Here is a 16,045-nt window from a genome sequence, read left to right as displayed (position 1 = left end):
TCACCGGACCGGCGTACGGATTCGTCCGAGGCGCCGCTCCGCACGGGCACGGGTAATACCTGCCGCGCCCCGGCTGCCTGCCACGGCGAGTCCCTGGCCGTCACTCGCACGGCGGAATCCGTCGGGGTGCGTGCGCCCGAGGCGGGGCGGGGCGGTCAGACGTTCTCCCGCGGAATGCGTTCGTTCCACGTCCGGGAGAAGACCCGCCGGCCGTCCTCGTATCCGTCGAGCGTCGCGTCCACCTGGAAGGTGTCCTTGTCGGAGCTGAGCACGGTGCGTGTCTCGACCCGGACGTCCCAGTCGGTGCGGCTGAAGCGCATCTCCCAGGCCGACTCGCCGCGTACGGAACCGAAGTCCTCACCGGTCCAGCTGTACGTCTCATGGGCGCGCAGCCCGGTCTCGATCCCCGTGTCCTCGTGCCGCTGCCGGCCCCTGTCCTTCACGATGTCGAGCACCGACCGGTAGTCGACCAGGTCCCTGGCCACGGTCCACGCCTGCTCCGGCTCACTCAGCCGGGTGACCGCGGGCGGCGCACACCCCTCGGGCTCGCCGAAGGGGCGCAGGGCCTTGTCCTCCGGTACGTCGGCGGGCCGTACCGGCAGGGTCAGCGTGCTGCCCTTCTCGTACACGCTGAGCAGGACCGGTTCCGGAGCGGGCCACACGAGCGGCCAGTACGAGGTCGACAGCGAAAGCCGGATCCGGTGTCCGGGCGGGAACGCCTGCGCCACGCTGTGGAGCGGTACGCGCACCCGGTACCGCCGGCCCGGTTCCAGAGCCTGCGGGGACTCCTCGCTGTCGCGGTGCGTGAGGTTGAGCACCCCGTAGGTCACGCGCGTGGAGCGCCCGTCCGGTGCGACGTCGGACAGCCTGGCGTTCACCTGGGCGACCGGCGCGTCCGCGGCCACCTCCACCTCGACGACGGGGGCGCCGAGGATCTCGACGCGCTCGGCCAGGGGCTCGGTCTGGAAGACGAGGGAACCGCCGTCCTCCTCACGCTGGTCGTAGGGCAGGTCCGGCGGGGCGTTGTAGGAGGCCCATTTACCGGCGAACTGCCCGACGGACAGAGGTGACTGCACCGTGTGGACCCGGTCCTCCCGCTCTTCCGCCGGCTCCCCCGGACTCCCCAGGGCCCCCGCGCGCAGCGGGAAGACGGTCTCGGCGATGTCCGGCGAAGGCCAGGACGGCGCGCCGATCCAGCGGCCGGGCCGTTCCTCGTAGGAGGTGGAGGGCGGGACGCTCTCCTGCATCCAGGCACGGAGCATGGGGCCGTCCATGACGCCGTTGTCGACGCCCTTGAGCCAGTGGTCCCACCAGCGCACCACTTCCTGGAGGTATCCGATGGCGGGTCCCGGCTCGCCGAGGTGCGGCAGTTTGTGCGACCAGGGCCCGATGAGGCCCTTGCGCGGCACGTCGACCCGGCTGAGCAGCCTGGCCACGGCGTTGGAGTAGCCGTCCGCCCAGCCGCTGGAGGCGAGCACGGGGCAGCGCAGGGCCGAGTAGTCCTCGCTGAGGCTCGCGTGGCGCCAGTAGTCGTCACGCTGCTGGTGACGCAGCCACTCCAGGACCCACGGGCGTGCCGCCTCCATGCGTTCCCGCCACATCTCACGCCAGCGTTCCCCGACCACCGCCGGGTCGGGCGGACAGGTGGCGTAGGCGAACATGGTCCCCGCCTCGGCCAGGTTGTCGGACAGCATCGCGCCGCCGAGGTAGTGCATGTCGTCCGCGTACCTGTCGTCCGTGAACGAGGCGATGCAGATGGCGCGCAGACTCGGTGGCCTGCGGGCGGCCGTCTGGAGAGCGGCGAAGGCTCCCCAGGAGATGCCCATCATCCCGGTGTTCCCGTCGCACCAGGGCTGTTCGGCGATCCACGCGAGCACCGACTCGGCGTCCGCCTGCTCCTGTTCGAGGTACTCGTCGAGCAGCACGCCCTCCGACTCCCCGGTCCCCCGCAGGTCGACGCGGACGCAGGCGTAGCCGTGCCCGGCCATGTACGGGTGGTGGATGGCGTCGCGGGTGGAGGTGAGGTCGTTCTTGCGGTACGGGATGTACTCCAGAACGGCCGGCACGGGTTCCGCGTCCGACGCGGTGGGACGCCAGATCCGGGCGGAGAGTTTGATCCCGTCCGCCATGGGGATGGTGACGTGCTTCTCTTCCTGGATCGCGCAGGGCAGCTGATCGACGTAGCGCATGCCTGGGCGACCTCCTTTCGTGGTGCTGTGCCGGTTCACCGGGTCTTCGTGCCGCGGCCTCCCGGTTCCGTCTCGTCGAAGGTGAGCCCGAGGGCGGCCACGCACCGGTCGAACTTGCGGCGGAGGTCCTCCTCGTCGTCCCCTCCGGTGAAGATGTGCGCCACCTCGTAGCTGTAGCTGTCCTGCTGGGAGACCGTGGAGAGCTTCTGGCCCTCTTCCGGTACGACGTCGATGCGCACGCCGGGTATCTCGCGTTCGATGGCGGCGATCCGCTCCGGGGTGGGTACCTGGTGGACCTTCCCGTCGCCGAACCAGCGGTAGTACCACTTGGCGGCCATCGCGTAACGGCCCAGGCCGCCGGGCAGCGCGGGGTCGCGTCCCAGGGCGAGGCTGATCATCCGGTGGTGGTTGGGCGCTCCGTCGACGTAGTCGAAGAGCTCTGCGTGGGACTGGGAATGCCGGGGGTTGATCTCCAGCAGGCTGATGTCACCGGTCTTCGGGTCGTAGAAGTACTCGATGCTGAAGGTGGCCGACTCCATGCCGATCTGCCGCATGGTGCGTTCGCTGACCTCGTGCAGCTTGCGGATCACCGGTGCGGGGAGGGTACTCGGGTACTGGTGGCGCAGGAAGCAGGGCGACGCGGGGTAGTTGATCGAGTCCAGCACGCCGTACACATGGGCCTTGCCCTGGTAGACGTAGCCTTCGACGGCCACCTGGATGCCGGTCATCGCCTCCTCGGCGAGACAGACCTGGCCTCCCACGCCCTGCATCTCCGGCGGGAGTTCGAGCAGGTCGAGTATGGAGTCGAAGGGCCTGCCGACCCGGCCGATACCCGCCTTGATCTGGTCGACGGCAGCACGGAACTCGGTCATGTCCGATACCCCGAAGGCCAGTTCGGACGAGTAGGCGAGGGCCGGCTTGAGCCACATGGGGAAGTTCACGCCCTCGGGGGGCTTCGGGTCGTCCGCGTCGAGGTCCACCCTGCCGAAGCGGGGATAGGCATCGATGACCTTGCGCTGTTCGAGCCGGCTCCAGTACTTGTGCTCGCACTTGACGACGGATTCGAGGCTGGTCGTACGGACGCCGTACTCCTTGCCGAGCATCGGGACCAGGGTGCTCACGGGGAAGTCCCAGTAGCCGACGATCGCGTCGATGCCGCCGTCGTGCGCGTCGAGCACGGCCCTGGCGCGGTCCATCAGGGCGGGCACGGACACCTCGCCCTCCTGCAGTTCCTCGACGGTCAGCAGCCGGTGGAACTCGTACGAGCCGGCGTCGGGGACCGCTTCCAGTGTCCGCAGGTTGGCCTCGTCGAGGCCGACGACGAAGATGTTCTTGCGCTGCCCTTGGGGCATGGGGATGTCCCTCCGGTAGGAAGTGTTGCTTGCCACCACACCGCCTGCCCGGAGCCGCTTCCGGCATGCGGGGCCCCGCCGCAAAACGGGGCCCGGACCGGAGAAATCCCTGTTCAGCGCACTCCTCGGGGGCGGAACTGCACGCTGATCCGCGCTCCCCGGGCGTGCGCGGACTTGGGGACTGCGTGCTGCCACGTGCGCTGGCAGGACCCGCCCATGACGATGAGGTCCCCATGGCCGAGCGGCGTGCGCACCGTCTCGCCGCCCCGGCACGGGCGCAGGAGCAGGTCGCGCGGGGCTCCGAGGGAGAGGATCGCCACCATCGTGTCCTCGTAGGAGCTGCGGCCGTGCAGGTCGCCGTGCCAGGCGACGCTGTCGCGGCCGTCCCGGTAGTAGCAGAGCCCTGCCGTGACGAAGGGCTCGCCGAGCTCGTCGCCGTAGTGGGCGGAGAGCGCCTCGCGGGCCTCACGCAGCACGGGGCTGGGCAGGGGGTCCCCTTCGCTGTAGAAGGCGAGCAGCCGGGGCACGTCGACCGTCCGGTCGTACATCTGGCGGCGTTCCGCCCTCCAGGGGACGTCCGCCGCGAGTTCCGCGAAGAGCTCGTCGCCGCCGCCGAGCCAGCCGGGCAGCAGGTCCGTCCACGCGCCGTCGCCGAGGACCGTCCGCCGCAGCCCGGTCAGGGGGCCGAGGCGCGGGCCGTCGGCCTGGTCGAAGAGCGAACCCTGGAGATGAACAGACATGGTGACAAGTCTACCCGGCAATTAGAACAAACGTTCCTTTCGCCGGCAGGAGGGGTCTCCCGGTGTCCCGCACCCGTCCGCACCCCCGGGACGGGACCCCGCGCGCGCCGTCAGCCGGCGTCAGGGTCCTCCGGGTCGTCGTCGCCGCTCAGTTCCGGTTCCAGACCCTCGGCCACCTCGCTGCGGCCCAGTCCCGCGTCCGCGCGCCACGCCTCGAAGGACCAGCCCGTCAGGGCGACCACGGCCAGCCCGAGGGTCCAGCCGCCGACCACGTCGCTGAACCAGTGCACGCCCAGCGCGATGCGGGTGAATCCGACACCCAGCACCGAGATGACGGCGACCGCCCAGAACAGGGGACGCAGCCTGCGGTGCACCATCGGCAACAGGACGAGCAGCAGGATCGCGAACGAGGTCGTGGCAGTCATCGCGTGACCGGAGGGGAACGAGAAGCCGGGAGCGTGCGCCACCGGTTCCGGCAGGGCGGGCCTCGCCCGCTCGACGACGACCTTCACCAGCAGCCCGGTCAGGCCTCCGGCCACGGCGGTGACGGCCGACCATGCGGCGAGCCGCCAGGCGCGGCGGTGCAGCAGCCACAGGGTGAGCACCGCGACCGCGGCGCGCAGGGTCACGGGGTCCCAGACCACGTCCGAGAGGAAGCGCAGGGTGCCGGTCCACGCCGGGTGGTCCAGGGCGGTCCGGTTCAGCCACCGCGCGGCGCCCGCGTCCAGGCGCCGCAGCGGGTGCCATCCGCTCTCCACCAGGACGAGCAGGAGGCCGAAGAGGACGGCGGCCACAGCGGCGACGGCGGCGGAACCGAACAGCCGGATCCCGAATCGCCGGTCGGCGTCACGGCGCCTCGGTCGCAGGGCGGGGGCAGGGGGTCGTGCGGGCATTCAGGCTCCAGGGTCGGGTTGTACGGGTCCGGGCCGCTTGGCCCGCACCGCCTCCAGCTGGGCCGCGAAGGAGAGGGCCAGGAAGAGGGCGATGGAGGTGAGATAGGCCCAGAGCAGCAGGGACATGAAGGCCGTGAGGGGCCCGTAGACGGTGTCGAAGGACCCGCTGACCTGGAGGTAGAGGCTGAGCAGCCAGGTCAGCGCGGTCCAGAGCACGAGGTATACGGCGGCGCCGAAGGCGAGCCAGGTGTAGCCCGGCTGGCGCCGTCGTGGCGAGCGGCGGAATATCGCACTCGCGGAGAGGAGCACGAGGGCGATGCCCACGGGCCAGCGCAGCAGGTCCCAGGCGGAACGGGCATCGGCACCGAGGTCGTACACGTCGACCACCGCCGCCACCAGGTCGCGTCCGGCCACCATGGCGACGAAACCGAGGCCGAGCGGGATGCCGGCGGTCAGCGACATCACCAGCCCTCGCAGGTACTTCAGGTGGAAGACCCGGTCGCGCTCGACCCCGTAAATCCGGTTGGCTCCGCGCTCTATCTGGCACATGGCCGTCGTCGTGTTGGCCAGCGAGAAGACGAGCCCGAACCAGAGCGCCACCTGGGCCCCGTCGTCGGCATTCCGGCGGCTGCGGTCCAGCGCGTCGTCGACCACTTCGGCGCTCGGCCCGGCCGTGATCCGCTGGATCGTCAGTTCCGCGACCCGCCCCAGATTCTCGGTGTGCAGGGCCGTCGACAGCCCGACGAAGGCGATGACGAGCGGCACCACGGCCAGCACGGTCTGCAGGGCGAGGGCGCGGGAGTGGCTGAAGCCGTCGGCGTAGCGGAAGCGCACGAAGGAGTCCCGCAGCAGCGGCCAGCGGCCGTAACGCCTCAGCGTGGCCAGCGCCTCGTCACCGGAGAGCTCGCTGCCGATCATGTCCCGTGTCTGCGGAACGCGAGTAGCGGTTCCCATGTCACTCCCCCCGCACGGGCAGCAGGACCGTCAGCGCGCCGGGGACGACCCGGGCGGTGAACTGCCGACCGGGTGCCACCGGGTCCCCGTCCAGCTCGCGCGGCTGGGGCGCGTCGAAGCGGATGTCCGCGCGGCGGAACGTGAAGTACTCCACGGAACGGGAATCCTCGGCGCCCTTCCTGGCCGTGTCGCGGCGCAGCAGCGAGACGACCGCGCTGAGCCAGCCCGCCGGGCCGCGCGGATCGAGGATGAGCAGGTCCAGCAGGCCGTCGTCAGGCCGGGCCGCCGGTACGAGCGCCGCCCCGCCCTGCACCTTGCCGGTGTTGGCGATGAGCACCATCCGCGCGCTGCGGCGCATGGGCCGCCCACCGTCCAGACTCACTGTCAGGCGCATCCGGGGGGCACGCAGCTCGCGCAGGCCGCCGACCACGTACGCGGGCCAGCCGAGCACGGCCTTGGCGCGGTCGCTGGTGCTCTCCAGCATCGCGGCGTCCAGCCCGGCCCCCGACATCACGGTGAAGTGCGCCGGGGCCATGCCGTCGCCCTCGATCAGGCCGAGGTCGATCCGGCGCGGAGCACCGCCCAGCGCGGCGGCCAGCGCCTCGACGGGCTTGACCGGCAGGCCCAGGTTGCGGGCGAGGAGGTTGCCCGTGCCGCAGGGCACCACCACGAGCGGTACGCCGGTGCCGGCCAGCGCCTCGGAGACCGCCCGGACCGTCCCGTCGCCGCCACAGACGACGACCAGTGAGGCGCCCCCGCGCACCGCGCCGGCCGCCTGGCCCGCGCCCGGGTCGTCGGCCGTGGTCGGGAGGAAGTCCGCGGCCCGGTGACCGTACCGCTCTAGGACCTCGCGCAGGGCGGCGCGGTCGCTCTCGTCGGTGACGGTGGGGTTGAAGACCACCGCGGTGCGGCCGGGCGTCTCGCCCTGCGGCGCTTCGGCTGCGGACCCCGTGAGCGGCGCCTCACCGGACGGAGCGGGCGCGGGCACGTGCGGGCCGGCCAGGAGGGCCCGGCCGACGATCAGCAGGGACAGTCCGCCGTTGACCAGGCCCCCCGCGATGTCCGTCGGGTGGTGCATCCCCCGGTAGGCCCTGGCGATCCCCACCAGGATCGGCACGAGCAGCAGCAGCACGGCCACGGGCCGGCGCCACGGCCCCTTGGCCCGGCGCAGGACCAGGACGGCGAGACCGGCGTAGAGCGCCGTCGCCGCGCCGGTGTGCCCGGAGGTGTAGCTGGAGGTGGGGGGCGAGGCGTCGAGACGCTCGACTTCGGGCCGGGTACGGTCCACGGCCTCGGTGATGAGCAGGAAGACCAGGGACTGGAGCGACACGGCGACGGCGAGGAAGACCGCTTCCCTCCACCGGGGCAACCGCGGCACCACGAGGAGCACGAGACAGCTGAGGAGGGTGCCGGCGACGACGGTGGCCGTGTTGCCCGCCTCGGACACGACGAGGGAGATCGTGTCGAGGGTGCCGGTGCGGGCTCGCTCCAAAGTCCGGGCCACCGCGTCCTCGGCCGTCATGGGCCACATATCGGCGCCGGGGCCGGTGATGAGGAGGCCGAGGCCCACCATCAACGCCGCCTGGCACGTCGCCATCGAGGCGATGATTCCGGCAGCTCGCCCCATGCCCCCGGCTGTCTCGGGGGCGGGGCGGGAGGCTTCAGCTGCGGGACGGGAGGCTTCGGCCTCGTGCGGCTCGGCGGAGCCGCGCGGCAGCACCACGGCGGGTGCGCCGGGGAGGGCTGTGTGTCTTTCCGGTGTGTCGGTGGGCATGGCGTTCCCGTCGGTTCCTGGGCTCTCGGCCGCGAGTAGGACCGGGGCGGCCCGCCCCGGCGTTCGCCGTCTGCCCCCTCTGCGCGCGGGCAGACCTCCCGCTGCGCACTGCCTCCGCGCCCGCTCACCGCGGCGGGCGTCGTCGCCCGGTCGCACCGGCCGGATATCGGTCATAAGCTGCCGAGGCCGACCGGTGGCGGCCCGTACTGGGCTGACCAGGCCATCTGCCCGGCTCCCCACCCGCGGACGACGGAGTGCGCGCGCCGGGCGAGCGGAACGGCCACCGGCGAAATCCGGCCGGTTCGCATCAATGACCCGGGCTCGGGTGGGCAGGAGAGCGGCGACGCCGGACGACCCGGGAGTACGGGCGACGGCGGATGCGGCATACCTCAACGGAAGGAGCAGCCGGTGTCGGACGCAGGACGCGGTGACGACGTCTACCAGCCGGAAGGATCGGACGCGGACAACCGGCCGACGGACGAGCTCGATCCGGAGAACGTGATCGACGAGCCCGATCTCGACGACATGCTGGACACGGGGTACTCCCCGCCGGAGAAGCCCCTGGGCGTGTCCAAGTACGGCACGACCGCCGAGGAGCAGAGGGAGGGCGAGTCCCTCGACCAGCGCATCGCGCAGGAGCAGCCCGAGGAGGATCCCTTCCTCGCGGCGAACCGGACCGAGGACGAGACCGAGGAAGAGCCCGAGGACAACGGCCCGGAGGAGGGCGACGCGGGGGCCGAACGCGCCGGACGCGTAGCGGTGGCCGAGGACTCTCTCGCCGCGCGCAACAACAGGGTCCTGGGCCGTGACGTGGGCATCGACGGGGGCGCGGCCTCCGCCGAGGAGGCCGCGGTGCACATCCAGGAGGACGGGACCGGGACCTGAGCCCGGGCCCGGCCCGGCGGCGAGCTCCGAGAGCCCCCTGACCTGCGCGTCCGGTGCGCCGGATGCATACACCCGCTGATCAGGGGAACGTCACGGACGCGGGCCACGACCCGGTGGCCCCCGGAGGAAAGGTGACAGGCGATGACCGACAACGACGTGAAGAACCGGAAGGTGCTGGCCGTGGTCACCAACTACGGCGTGGAGCAGGACGAGCTGGTGGTGCCTGTCGAACACCTCCGCGGGGCGGGAGCCCAGGTGGACGTGGCGGCGGTGTCGATGGACGACATCGTCACGCTGGTCGGTGACAAGGATCCCGGCAAGACGGTCCGCCCCGACCTCACCCTGACCGACGCCGTCCCCGGCGACTACGACCTGCTGCTCGTCCCGGGCGGCACCCTGAACGCCGACACCCTGCGTCTCCAGGACGGTACGAGCGGGATCATCCGTTCCTTCACGGAGTCCGGACGCCCGGTGGCGGCCATCTGCCACGGTCCCTGGGCCCTGGTCGAAGCGGGTGTCGTCTCGGGCAAGCGGCTGACCTCGTACGCCTCGCTGCGGACCGACATCCGCAACGCGGGAGGCGAATGGACCGACGCGCCCGTGGTGACAGACGACTCCGACGGCTGGACGCTGATCACCTCGCGCAACCCCGGTGATCTGGAACCCTTCCTGGGAGAGATCGACAAGGCCCTCGCGGCGTGCGCCTGACTGAGTACGGCAGGCCCCGGCTCCGGCCCGCCGACCGTCCGCACGGGACGGTCGGCGGGCCGGTTCGCGGCCGGCCCTCCACTGCACTCGCCGGGGTGCGTACGGCGGGCAATCGACTGACAACGGCGCCCGGCCGTTTCCTGCCGCGCCAGATGGATACCCGCCCTCTATGAACGAAATGTCTGAAGCAGACCACCGCGCCTCCCCCGCCGGTCCGGCCCTGCGCGCGGTGAAGAACCTGATGCCGTCGCCGCTGGGCCCCGGACGGGTCCTGAAGGCCATGGACCGCCTCGAACACACCACCGTGCTCGACGGCGCCATCGACGTCGTGCAGAAGAGCGTCCAGGCGCTCCCCCTGGGGCCGTGGCGCGACGCGTTGCACGGCCGCTGGCTGGGCCATCCCGTTCACCCCCTGCTGGTGCAGGTCCCGATCGGCACCTGGCTCTCCGCGGCCGTGCTCGACCTCCTTCCCGGGCAGCGCCGCGCGGCGTGCGCCCTGGTCGGCGTGGGACTGAGCACCGCGGGCCCGGCAGCCGTGGCGGGCTGGGTCGACTGGGCGGAGCTGCAGTACCGCCAGCGTCGCGTCGGTTTCGTGCACGCGGCGGCGAACATCACCGGCGTGGCTCTGTACGCCGGCTCGTTCACTGCCCGCCTGCGGGGGCGCGCCCGGCTCGGGAAGGTCCTGGGCTTCGCCGGTCTGTCCGTCGTGGGAGTCGGCGGGGCCATCGGCGGTCATCTGGCGTACCGGCAGGCGTCGGGGGCCAACCATGCCGAAGCGGTGCCCGATCTGGTGAAGCCCGGGTGGCACGAGATCGGAGCCGTCGTGGACTTCCCCGTCGGAGAGCCCGTCCGCCGGCACATCGACGAGGTGCCCGTCGTGGTGGTGCGTGAGAGCGGTGGCCAGGTGCACGTGCTGGCTGACGCGTGCAGCCATCTGGGCGGCCCGCTCTCCGAGGGAGAGGTCACCGACGGGTGTGTTCGCTGCCCATGGCACGGCAGCGTCTTCCGGCTGTCCGACGGCTGGAACGTCCAGGGCCCGGCGACCGCGGCGCAGCCCGCCTTCGACACCCGGGTCACCGACGGCCGTGTGGAGGCGCGGCTGCGTGAGCGAGGACTCTCCGCGAACGCCTCTCACGGCGCGGCGTGACGTGACGGCGGCGTGCGCCCTGATGTGAGCGCAGGACGGAGCGCCGCCCGCTTCGTCGCCTCCTGCCCCCCCGGGCCGCGCGTCCCGTATCCCGCGGCGGCCGTGCCTGCCGGCCTCTGTACCCCAGCGCGTACGGGGGTACAGAGGCTTCCGGCCCGCCGGACACCCCAGGCGCTGGGCGCACCCCGTCCGGCGGTGACAGCATGGGAGGCAGGGAGGGACGAACGGCACGAGGAGCAGCCATGCGTACCCACACGTCCGGCGCCGGACCGAGGACGGTCGTGGGCGTGGACGGTTCGGAGCACGCCAGGGCCGCCGCACTGTGGGGTGCGGACGAGGCCACCCTCCATGGCCAGGGCCTGTGGCTCGTACACGCCGCGAACCTGGACCGCCTCGACCGGTTCGCCTCGTTCGAGACGTCCGAGCACGCCCGGACCAACGGCAACGCGGTACTGGCGGCAGCGGAGGAGGAGGTACGGGGACGATTTCCCGAGCTCGACCTCACGGTGAAGCTCAGCAGGAGGAACCCGGTCACCGCGCTCCACTCGGCTGTCGGGCCGCGCGGCACGATCGTCGTCGGCAGCAGGGGCAGCGGCGGATTCGGTCCCCTCCTGCTCGGTTCGGTCGGTCTCGAAGCGGTGGTGGGCAGCCCCGCGCCCGTCGTCGTCGTGCGTGGGGAGACCGGGCGGGGGGACGGCGCGCCGGTCACAGCGGCGGTGCGGGACGAGCACGACGCGGTGTGGCTGGACCGGGCCGCGCGGGAGGCGGAGGTACGGAAGTGTCCCCTGCGACTCCTGAACATCCGGAGCATGTTCGTCCGGCGCGACGACCGTCAGGCCGCGCCCGAGGTCACGGAACAGCGGGAAAGCCCTCGCGAGCGGCTGCTGACGGACCTCGCCGCCCGGGTCCGCGAGGCGCGGCCCGGTCTCACGGTGCAGGCGGAGACGGGCACGGCACGGTCTGCGGCGTCCGCCCTGGTCGAGGCGAGCCGTAAGGCGGGGCTCCTGGTCGTCGGGAGCCATGAGCGGCGCAGCGTCTCGGCTTTGGGGCTCGGCCATGTCGTCCACGCTCTGCTGCACCACGCGCACTGTCCTGTGCAGATCGTGCCCTACACCCGTGACGACAGGGGAGTCGCCGAGGAGACGCTCGGGGACGACTTCGTCTGACGTGCGGGCCGCCCGTGGCCCGTGCTCCCGGCAGCCGCCGTCCCTGGCGCGCCGAAACGCGAACGTGTCCGGCCCGGCAGTGGACGGAGCCTGACGCCGGACGGTCCGGTGGCCGTCGGCACCGAGGGCAGGTTCACTCCGTCCGTGAACACCGAACGCACGGTCCGCCCGTACGTAGACTGCGGGCATGGCATGCCGCATCAGTGAACTGGTCCTCGACGCCGCAGACCCGGACCGGCTCGCCGCGTTCTGGAGCGAGGTCCTCGGTTACGTCGAACTCGGCCGCGAGGCGGACGGAAGCATCGAGATCGGGCCGCCCGACGCCGGCTTCGGCGGCCCGCAGCCCACCCTCGTCCTCAGCCCGAGCAGCGACGCACGGCCCGGGAAGCTCCCGCTGCACATCGACGTCAACGCCACCGACCGCGACCAGGACGACGAGCTGGAGCGGCTGCTCGCCCTCGGCGCGCGGCCCGCCGACGTCGGCCAGACCGGAACCGAGGGCTGGCACGTCCTTGCCGATCCCGAAGGCAACGAGTTCTGTCTTCTGCGCACGCGGCTCCAGCCGCTCTGACCACACCACGCGCCGTCGTTCTCCTCGCAGCGCTCCCGTACGGCTTCGAGAAGCGCGTCCTTGGCCCTGAAGTGGTGCAGGAGCCGGCCGTGCGCGTGCCGATGGCCTCTGCGCCGGGCGCCCTCCCCCGGTCAGCGGCACCCGCCGCCACGCGGGTGCCACCACCACGCTCGTGGCACCCGCTCCGTCCGGCTCAGCGGGCGATCCCCACGGCCGGGTCCCCCGAGGCGGACGACGTCTGCGCCGGGGCCGGCTCCCGTTTCCGCCACAGTGTGCTGTGCAGGTCGGAACCGCGGACGAGCTGGATTCGCCACGGAACGATCCGCAGCACGTGGTAGCCGGGGTCGCCGGGACCGCCACGCCAGTAGCGGGCCGGGTCGTAGCCGAGGCCCGACGGCCCGCCCCGCTCGTACAGGTCCCACGCATGCACCTTGGACTCCTCGTCGTCGGCCCAGGTGGAGACGCTGTCCACGAAGACCGCGTTCTGACGGGGGCTCCAGTACGCGTACGTCGTATGGGGGTTGTCCGCGAGGTGCGCGCTCTTGACAGGTGTCCGGTAGGCGGCGAGCCAGCCGGCCGGCTCGCCGTCGACGACCTCCCACACGGGCATCAGCACCCGGGCACGCGGCCGGTGCCGGCGGTCGACCGTGACCATGGTGGCGTACTTGATGTCGCGGACGTAGGCGAGGAAGGTCTCCTGGATCTCGGAGAACCCGTTGACGGTGTCGGTCACGAGCCTGTCCTTTCGGGGATTCAGCGGGAGGCGGGGAGGTCGGCCCGCTCGGAGGTGTCCGGCACGTCCTCCAGCGGGGCGGGCGGTACCGCGCCTCGCCGGGAACGAAGGCCGAGGGCGCTGATCGCGGCGGCGGCCACCGCCGCCGTGAACGGCACGAGCAGGCCGGCCCGGTAACCCTCCAGCAGGGCGCCGGGGGTCTGCGCGTGCGTGGCGGCCACACTGACGGAGGTGACGGCGGAGAGCCCGAGGGCTGCACCGAACTGGAAAGCCGTGTAGAGGAGACCGCCCGCGAGCCCTTGCTCCTCCTCGGCGATTCCTTCCGTGGCCACGATGGTGAGCGGGCCGTAGGCCAGGGAGAAGGCGAGGCCGAGGATGATCAGACCGGGGAACATCGCCGCGTAGCTCCAGTCCGCTCCCAGCGGGAGGAAGAGGCCGTAGGAGAGCACCGCCAGCAGGAGTCCCCCGAAGATCACCCTGGCGTTGCCGAAGCGCTCGACCAGCCGTGGGGTGAGGGTCGGAGAGAGGATCGCGTCGATCCCGATGACCAGCATCGCGAAGCTCGTCTCCAGCGTCGACCAGCCCCGCAGCTCCTGGAGATACAGCACCACCAGGAACTGGAAGCCGAAGAACCCGGCGGCGAACAGCATCGCCGAGAGGTTCGCCCGCACCAGGGAACCACTGCGGAGGATGCCCAGGCGTACGAGGGGATCGGCGGAGCGCCGTTCGATGACGAGGAAGGCGAAGAGGAAGGCCAGCCCGGCGAGGAGGGTGGCGGCGCTCGCCGCGATCCCGGCGTGGGCCGCACGCTCGACGCCCAGCACGACCAGCACGAGGGCGGTGGTGATCGTGAACGCACCGGCGGCGTCGACCGGCTTGCCGGATCTGTCCGGGCGTTCCGACGCGGGCACGAAGGCGAGGGCGGCGATCAGGATGAGGAAGGAGAGCGCGACCGGCGCGAAGAAGACCCAGCGCCAGCTGATGGCGGTGAGCAGCCCACCTGCGACCAGTCCGACCGTGAAGCCTCCCGCGGCGGTGCCCGAGTAGAGAAGCAACGCCTTGTTCCGCTCCGGGCCCTCGGCGAAGCCCGTCGTGATGATGGACAGTCCGGCCGGGGTCATGAAGGCCGCGGCCACGCCCGTGACGAAGCGCGCGACGATCAGCATCCATCCCTCGGTGGCGAATCCGCCGAGCCCGGAGAACAGCAGGAAGACGGTGAGCCAGAGGACGAACATCTGGCGGCGCCCGAACAGGTCGGCCGCCCTCCCGCCGAGAAGCATGAAGCCGCCGTAGCCGAGTACGTAGGCGCTCATGACCCACTGCAGGTCACCGGTGGAGAGTCCGAGATCGGCGCGGATCGACGGCAGCGCCACATTGAGCATCGCGACATCGATGCCTTCGAGGAAGATCGCGCCGCACAGCACGAGCAGCACGCCCCACTTGCGCGAGTCCAGGCCGTCGGACCTGCTCAAGGTACTCATGACAAGGAACCCCTTCCGGGATTGCGGGTGTTGGTGATGCCTCAAGCCTTCTCCACAGCCCGGAGGGGAACAACAGCGATGATCGCAACGTTCGTACAGCCAGGCTTACCGATCCGTGCCTCACGCGATCCCGGAGACGTACATGGACCAGAACGAACTCGAGTGTTTTCTCGTGCTCTCCGAGGAACTGCACTTCGGCCGGACCGCCGACCGCCTGCGCCTTTCGCGCGCCCGGGTGAGTCAGCTCATCCAGAAACTCGAACGCCGTGTGGGTGCGCCCCTGTTCACGCGCACGAGCCGCAGTGTGACTCCGACCGTTCTGGGCAGCCGCCTCCGTGACGACCTCGAACCTCACTACCGCGGCATCGAGAGCGCCCTGGCGCGTGCGGTCGCCGCGGCGCGCGGCATCGAGGGGGTGCTGCACGTGGGCTTCTCGACGCCTCTGGCCGGTGAGATGGTGATGAAGGCGACCGAGAGGCTGCGCGCCACGCATCCCGAACTCGCCGTCGAGGTGTGCGAAGTGCCGCTCGCCGATCCGTACGGAATGCTACGGAGGGGCGATTTCGACCTCCAGCTGACGGATTTCCCGGTGCACGAGGCCGACTTGACCAGCGGACCGACGCTCCTGGCGGAGGACAGGGTGCTGGCGGTCGCCACCGGACACACCCTTGCGAGCCGGGACGCGGTGACGCTGGAGGACCTGGCGGGTGTGGCGCTGCTGACGATCGCGGGAGACATTCCGGCGTACTGGCTGGAGCACCGACTGCCGACGCGCACGCCCAGCGGCAGGCCGATCGAGCAGGGCCCGTCCGTGACCAATTTCCAGGAGGCACTGACGCTCGTCGCCGGGGGCGACGGGGCCCTGCTGGCAGGCGCGCACGTCGCCCTGTACCACGGCCGGCCCGGTATCTCCTACGTCCCCGTGGTCGGGGACAAGCCTCTCGGCTACGGCCTGATGTGGCGGTCCGGCGGCAGCAACCGCGCGATAGAGCTCTTCGGGCGCACGGCCCACGAGATCGCCCGGGACATGGCACCGGCCGACCCGAGGAGAGCGGTGCCCGGCTGAGCCCGGTGAGGCGTCCGCCCGGAACGCTGCTGGTGCCCCCTCGCTCGGTGGCGAAGGGGCGCCAACACGTCCTCGCCGGGAGTCGGGACGCCCGGCGGGGGGAACCGCGCGGTCACCCGGCCGCGTTGCCCGCCGGCTGCAGGTAGCGGCTCAGGAGGGCGTCCAGGCTCACGATGCCCGTGAGTCGGCCGTCGCCGTCGCGGACCACGGCGAGCGAGGAGCGACGCCGGCGCAGCAGGTCCAGTGCGGCAGCGACCGTCGTGTCCTCGGTGACCTCCGGAACCGGCCGGGCCAGGGCCCGGGCATCGGCGGCCCGGTCCCGGGCGCGGCCCACCAGGACGTCGCGGGCGTACACCGCCGCCCCTGGCGGAACAAGACGCTCTTTG

14 protein-coding genes and 1 pseudogene are annotated in these 16,045 nt (G+C 71.8%); 6 read left to right on the top strand and 9 right to left on the bottom strand.

Annotated features, from left to right (window positions below; all coding sequences use genetic code 11):
* Positions 1 to 155: 155 nt before the first annotated feature.
* The 6 genes from ABZY45_RS26255 to ABZY45_RS26230 all read right to left on the bottom strand — a co-directional run bounded on the left by ABZY45_RS26255 (position 156) and on the right by ABZY45_RS26230 (position 7,755).
* Positions 156 to 2,189 carry a CocE/NonD family hydrolase gene (locus tag ABZY45_RS26255; RefSeq protein ID WP_356743573.1) on the bottom strand — a complete coding sequence of 678 codons (2,034 nt, stop codon included), beginning with the start codon at positions 2,187 to 2,189 and terminating at the stop codon, positions 156 to 158.
* Positions 2,190 to 2,224: 35 nt separating this feature from the next.
* A complete protein-coding gene (locus ABZY45_RS26250) occupies positions 2,225 to 3,541 on the bottom strand; it encodes an ATP-grasp domain-containing protein (RefSeq protein ID WP_356743571.1) in 1,317 nt (438 codons plus the stop codon).
* A 113-nt stretch (positions 3,542 to 3,654) separates the two neighbouring features.
* Positions 3,655 to 4,281, bottom strand: a complete 627-nt coding sequence (locus ABZY45_RS26245) for an alpha-ketoglutarate-dependent dioxygenase AlkB (protein ID WP_356743569.1) — start codon at positions 4,279 to 4,281, stop codon at positions 3,655 to 3,657.
* A gap of 110 nt (positions 4,282 to 4,391) precedes the next feature.
* Positions 4,392 to 5,174, bottom strand: coding sequence for a phosphatase PAP2 family protein (locus tag ABZY45_RS26240; protein ID WP_356743568.1), 783 nt, complete (start codon positions 5,172 to 5,174; stop codon positions 4,392 to 4,394).
* The gene (locus tag ABZY45_RS26235; protein WP_356743566.1) at positions 5,175 to 6,128 is read right to left on the bottom strand and encodes a YihY/virulence factor BrkB family protein; all 954 of its coding nucleotides are present in this window, start codon (positions 6,126 to 6,128) and stop codon (positions 5,175 to 5,177) included.
* 1 nt (position 6,129) lies between these two features.
* Positions 6,130 to 7,755: a diacylglycerol kinase family protein gene (locus tag ABZY45_RS26230; protein WP_356743809.1), complete on the bottom strand. Its 1,626-nt coding sequence runs from the start codon at positions 7,753 to 7,755 to the stop codon at positions 6,130 to 6,132.
* 555 nt (positions 7,756 to 8,310) lie between these two features.
* Between ABZY45_RS26230 and ABZY45_RS26225 the strand changes: the two genes are divergently transcribed.
* From ABZY45_RS26225 to ABZY45_RS26205, 5 genes are all read left to right on the top strand, one after another.
* Positions 8,311 to 8,787 carry a DUF5709 domain-containing protein gene (locus ABZY45_RS26225; protein ID WP_356743565.1) on the top strand — a complete coding sequence of 159 codons (477 nt, stop codon included), beginning with the start codon at positions 8,311 to 8,313 and terminating at the stop codon, positions 8,785 to 8,787.
* A 141-nt stretch (positions 8,788 to 8,928) separates the two neighbouring features.
* Positions 8,929 to 9,495, top strand: a complete 567-nt coding sequence (locus tag ABZY45_RS26220; protein WP_356743564.1) for a type 1 glutamine amidotransferase domain-containing protein — start codon at positions 8,929 to 8,931, stop codon at positions 9,493 to 9,495.
* Between the two features lie 241 nt (positions 9,496 to 9,736).
* Entirely contained in the window at positions 9,737 to 10,642 is a 906-nt protein-coding gene (locus ABZY45_RS26215; protein WP_356743807.1) for a Rieske (2Fe-2S) protein, read from the top strand.
* Positions 10,643 to 10,884: 242 nt separating this feature from the next.
* Complete coding sequence (locus ABZY45_RS26210) at positions 10,885 to 11,808, top strand: universal stress protein (RefSeq protein ID WP_356743562.1); 924 nt, start codon at positions 10,885 to 10,887, stop codon at positions 11,806 to 11,808.
* Positions 11,809 to 11,995: 187 nt separating this feature from the next.
* Positions 11,996 to 12,379: a VOC family protein gene (locus ABZY45_RS26205; protein ID WP_356743561.1), complete on the top strand. Its 384-nt coding sequence runs from the start codon at positions 11,996 to 11,998 to the stop codon at positions 12,377 to 12,379.
* Positions 12,380 to 12,572: 193 nt separating this feature from the next.
* Here ABZY45_RS26205 and ABZY45_RS26200 read toward each other — a convergent pair whose 3' ends face one another.
* Entirely contained in the window at positions 12,573 to 13,112 is a 540-nt protein-coding gene (locus ABZY45_RS26200; protein WP_356743559.1) for a pyridoxamine 5'-phosphate oxidase family protein, read from the bottom strand.
* Positions 13,113 to 13,132: 20 nt separating this feature from the next.
* Positions 13,133 to 14,593 (bottom strand): MFS transporter, encoded by a 1,461-nt coding sequence (locus ABZY45_RS26195; protein ID WP_356743557.1) that lies wholly within the window; start codon positions 14,591 to 14,593, stop codon positions 13,133 to 13,135.
* 142 nt (positions 14,594 to 14,735) lie between these two features.
* Between ABZY45_RS26195 and ABZY45_RS26190 the strand changes: the two genes are divergently transcribed.
* Positions 14,736 to 15,659, top strand: coding sequence for a LysR family transcriptional regulator (locus ABZY45_RS26190; RefSeq protein WP_356743556.1), 924 nt, complete (start codon positions 14,736 to 14,738; stop codon positions 15,657 to 15,659).
* A 112-nt stretch (positions 15,660 to 15,771) separates the two neighbouring features.
* On the opposite strand, the pseudogene ABZY45_RS26185 reads toward ABZY45_RS26190, so the two are convergent.
* Positions 15,772 to 16,017: pseudogene (locus tag ABZY45_RS26185) on the bottom strand (CBS domain-containing protein); the annotation flags it as partial.
* Positions 16,018 to 16,045 lie beyond the last annotated feature (28 nt).

It is taken from the genome of Streptomyces sp. NPDC006516 (assembly GCF_040611875.1).
GTDB lineage: Bacteria > Actinomycetota > Actinomycetes > Streptomycetales > Streptomycetaceae > Streptomyces.
Note: the sequence above shows the minus strand (reverse complement) of the source record. Positions and strands in the feature narration are given on the sequence as shown.

Bases quoted from the DNA above. Each gene is read 5' to 3' on its own strand.
- ABZY45_RS26215 (WP_356743807.1), top strand. From the start codon at position 9,737: ATGCCGTCGCCGCTGGGCCCCGGACGGGTCCTGAAGGCCATGGACCGC.
- ABZY45_RS26255 (WP_356743573.1), bottom strand. From the start codon at position 2,189: ATGCGCTACGTCGATCAGCTGCCCTGCGCGATCCAGGAAGAGAAGCAC.
- ABZY45_RS26250 (WP_356743571.1), bottom strand. From the start codon at position 3,541: ATGCCCCAAGGGCAGCGCAAGAACATCTTCGTCGTCGGCCTCGACGAG.
- ABZY45_RS26240 (WP_356743568.1), bottom strand. From the start codon at position 5,174: ATGCCCGCACGACCCCCTGCCCCCGCCCTGCGACCGAGGCGCCGTGAC.
- ABZY45_RS26235 (WP_356743566.1), bottom strand. From the start codon at position 6,128: ATGGGAACCGCTACTCGCGTTCCGCAGACACGGGACATGATCGGCAGC.
- ABZY45_RS26230 (WP_356743809.1), bottom strand. From the start codon at position 7,755: ATGGGGCGAGCTGCCGGAATCATCGCCTCGATGGCGACGTGCCAGGCG.
- ABZY45_RS26245 (WP_356743569.1), bottom strand. From the start codon at position 4,281: ATGTCTGTTCATCTCCAGGGTTCGCTCTTCGACCAGGCCGACGGCCCG.
- ABZY45_RS26190 (WP_356743556.1), top strand. From the start codon at position 14,736: ATGGACCAGAACGAACTCGAGTGTTTTCTCGTGCTCTCCGAGGAACTG.
- ABZY45_RS26205 (WP_356743561.1), top strand. From the start codon at position 11,996: ATGGCATGCCGCATCAGTGAACTGGTCCTCGACGCCGCAGACCCGGAC.
- ABZY45_RS26220 (WP_356743564.1), top strand. From the start codon at position 8,929: ATGACCGACAACGACGTGAAGAACCGGAAGGTGCTGGCCGTGGTCACC.
- ABZY45_RS26210 (WP_356743562.1), top strand. From the start codon at position 10,885: ATGCGTACCCACACGTCCGGCGCCGGACCGAGGACGGTCGTGGGCGTG.
- ABZY45_RS26195 (WP_356743557.1), bottom strand. From the start codon at position 14,593: ATGAGTACCTTGAGCAGGTCCGACGGCCTGGACTCGCGCAAGTGGGGC.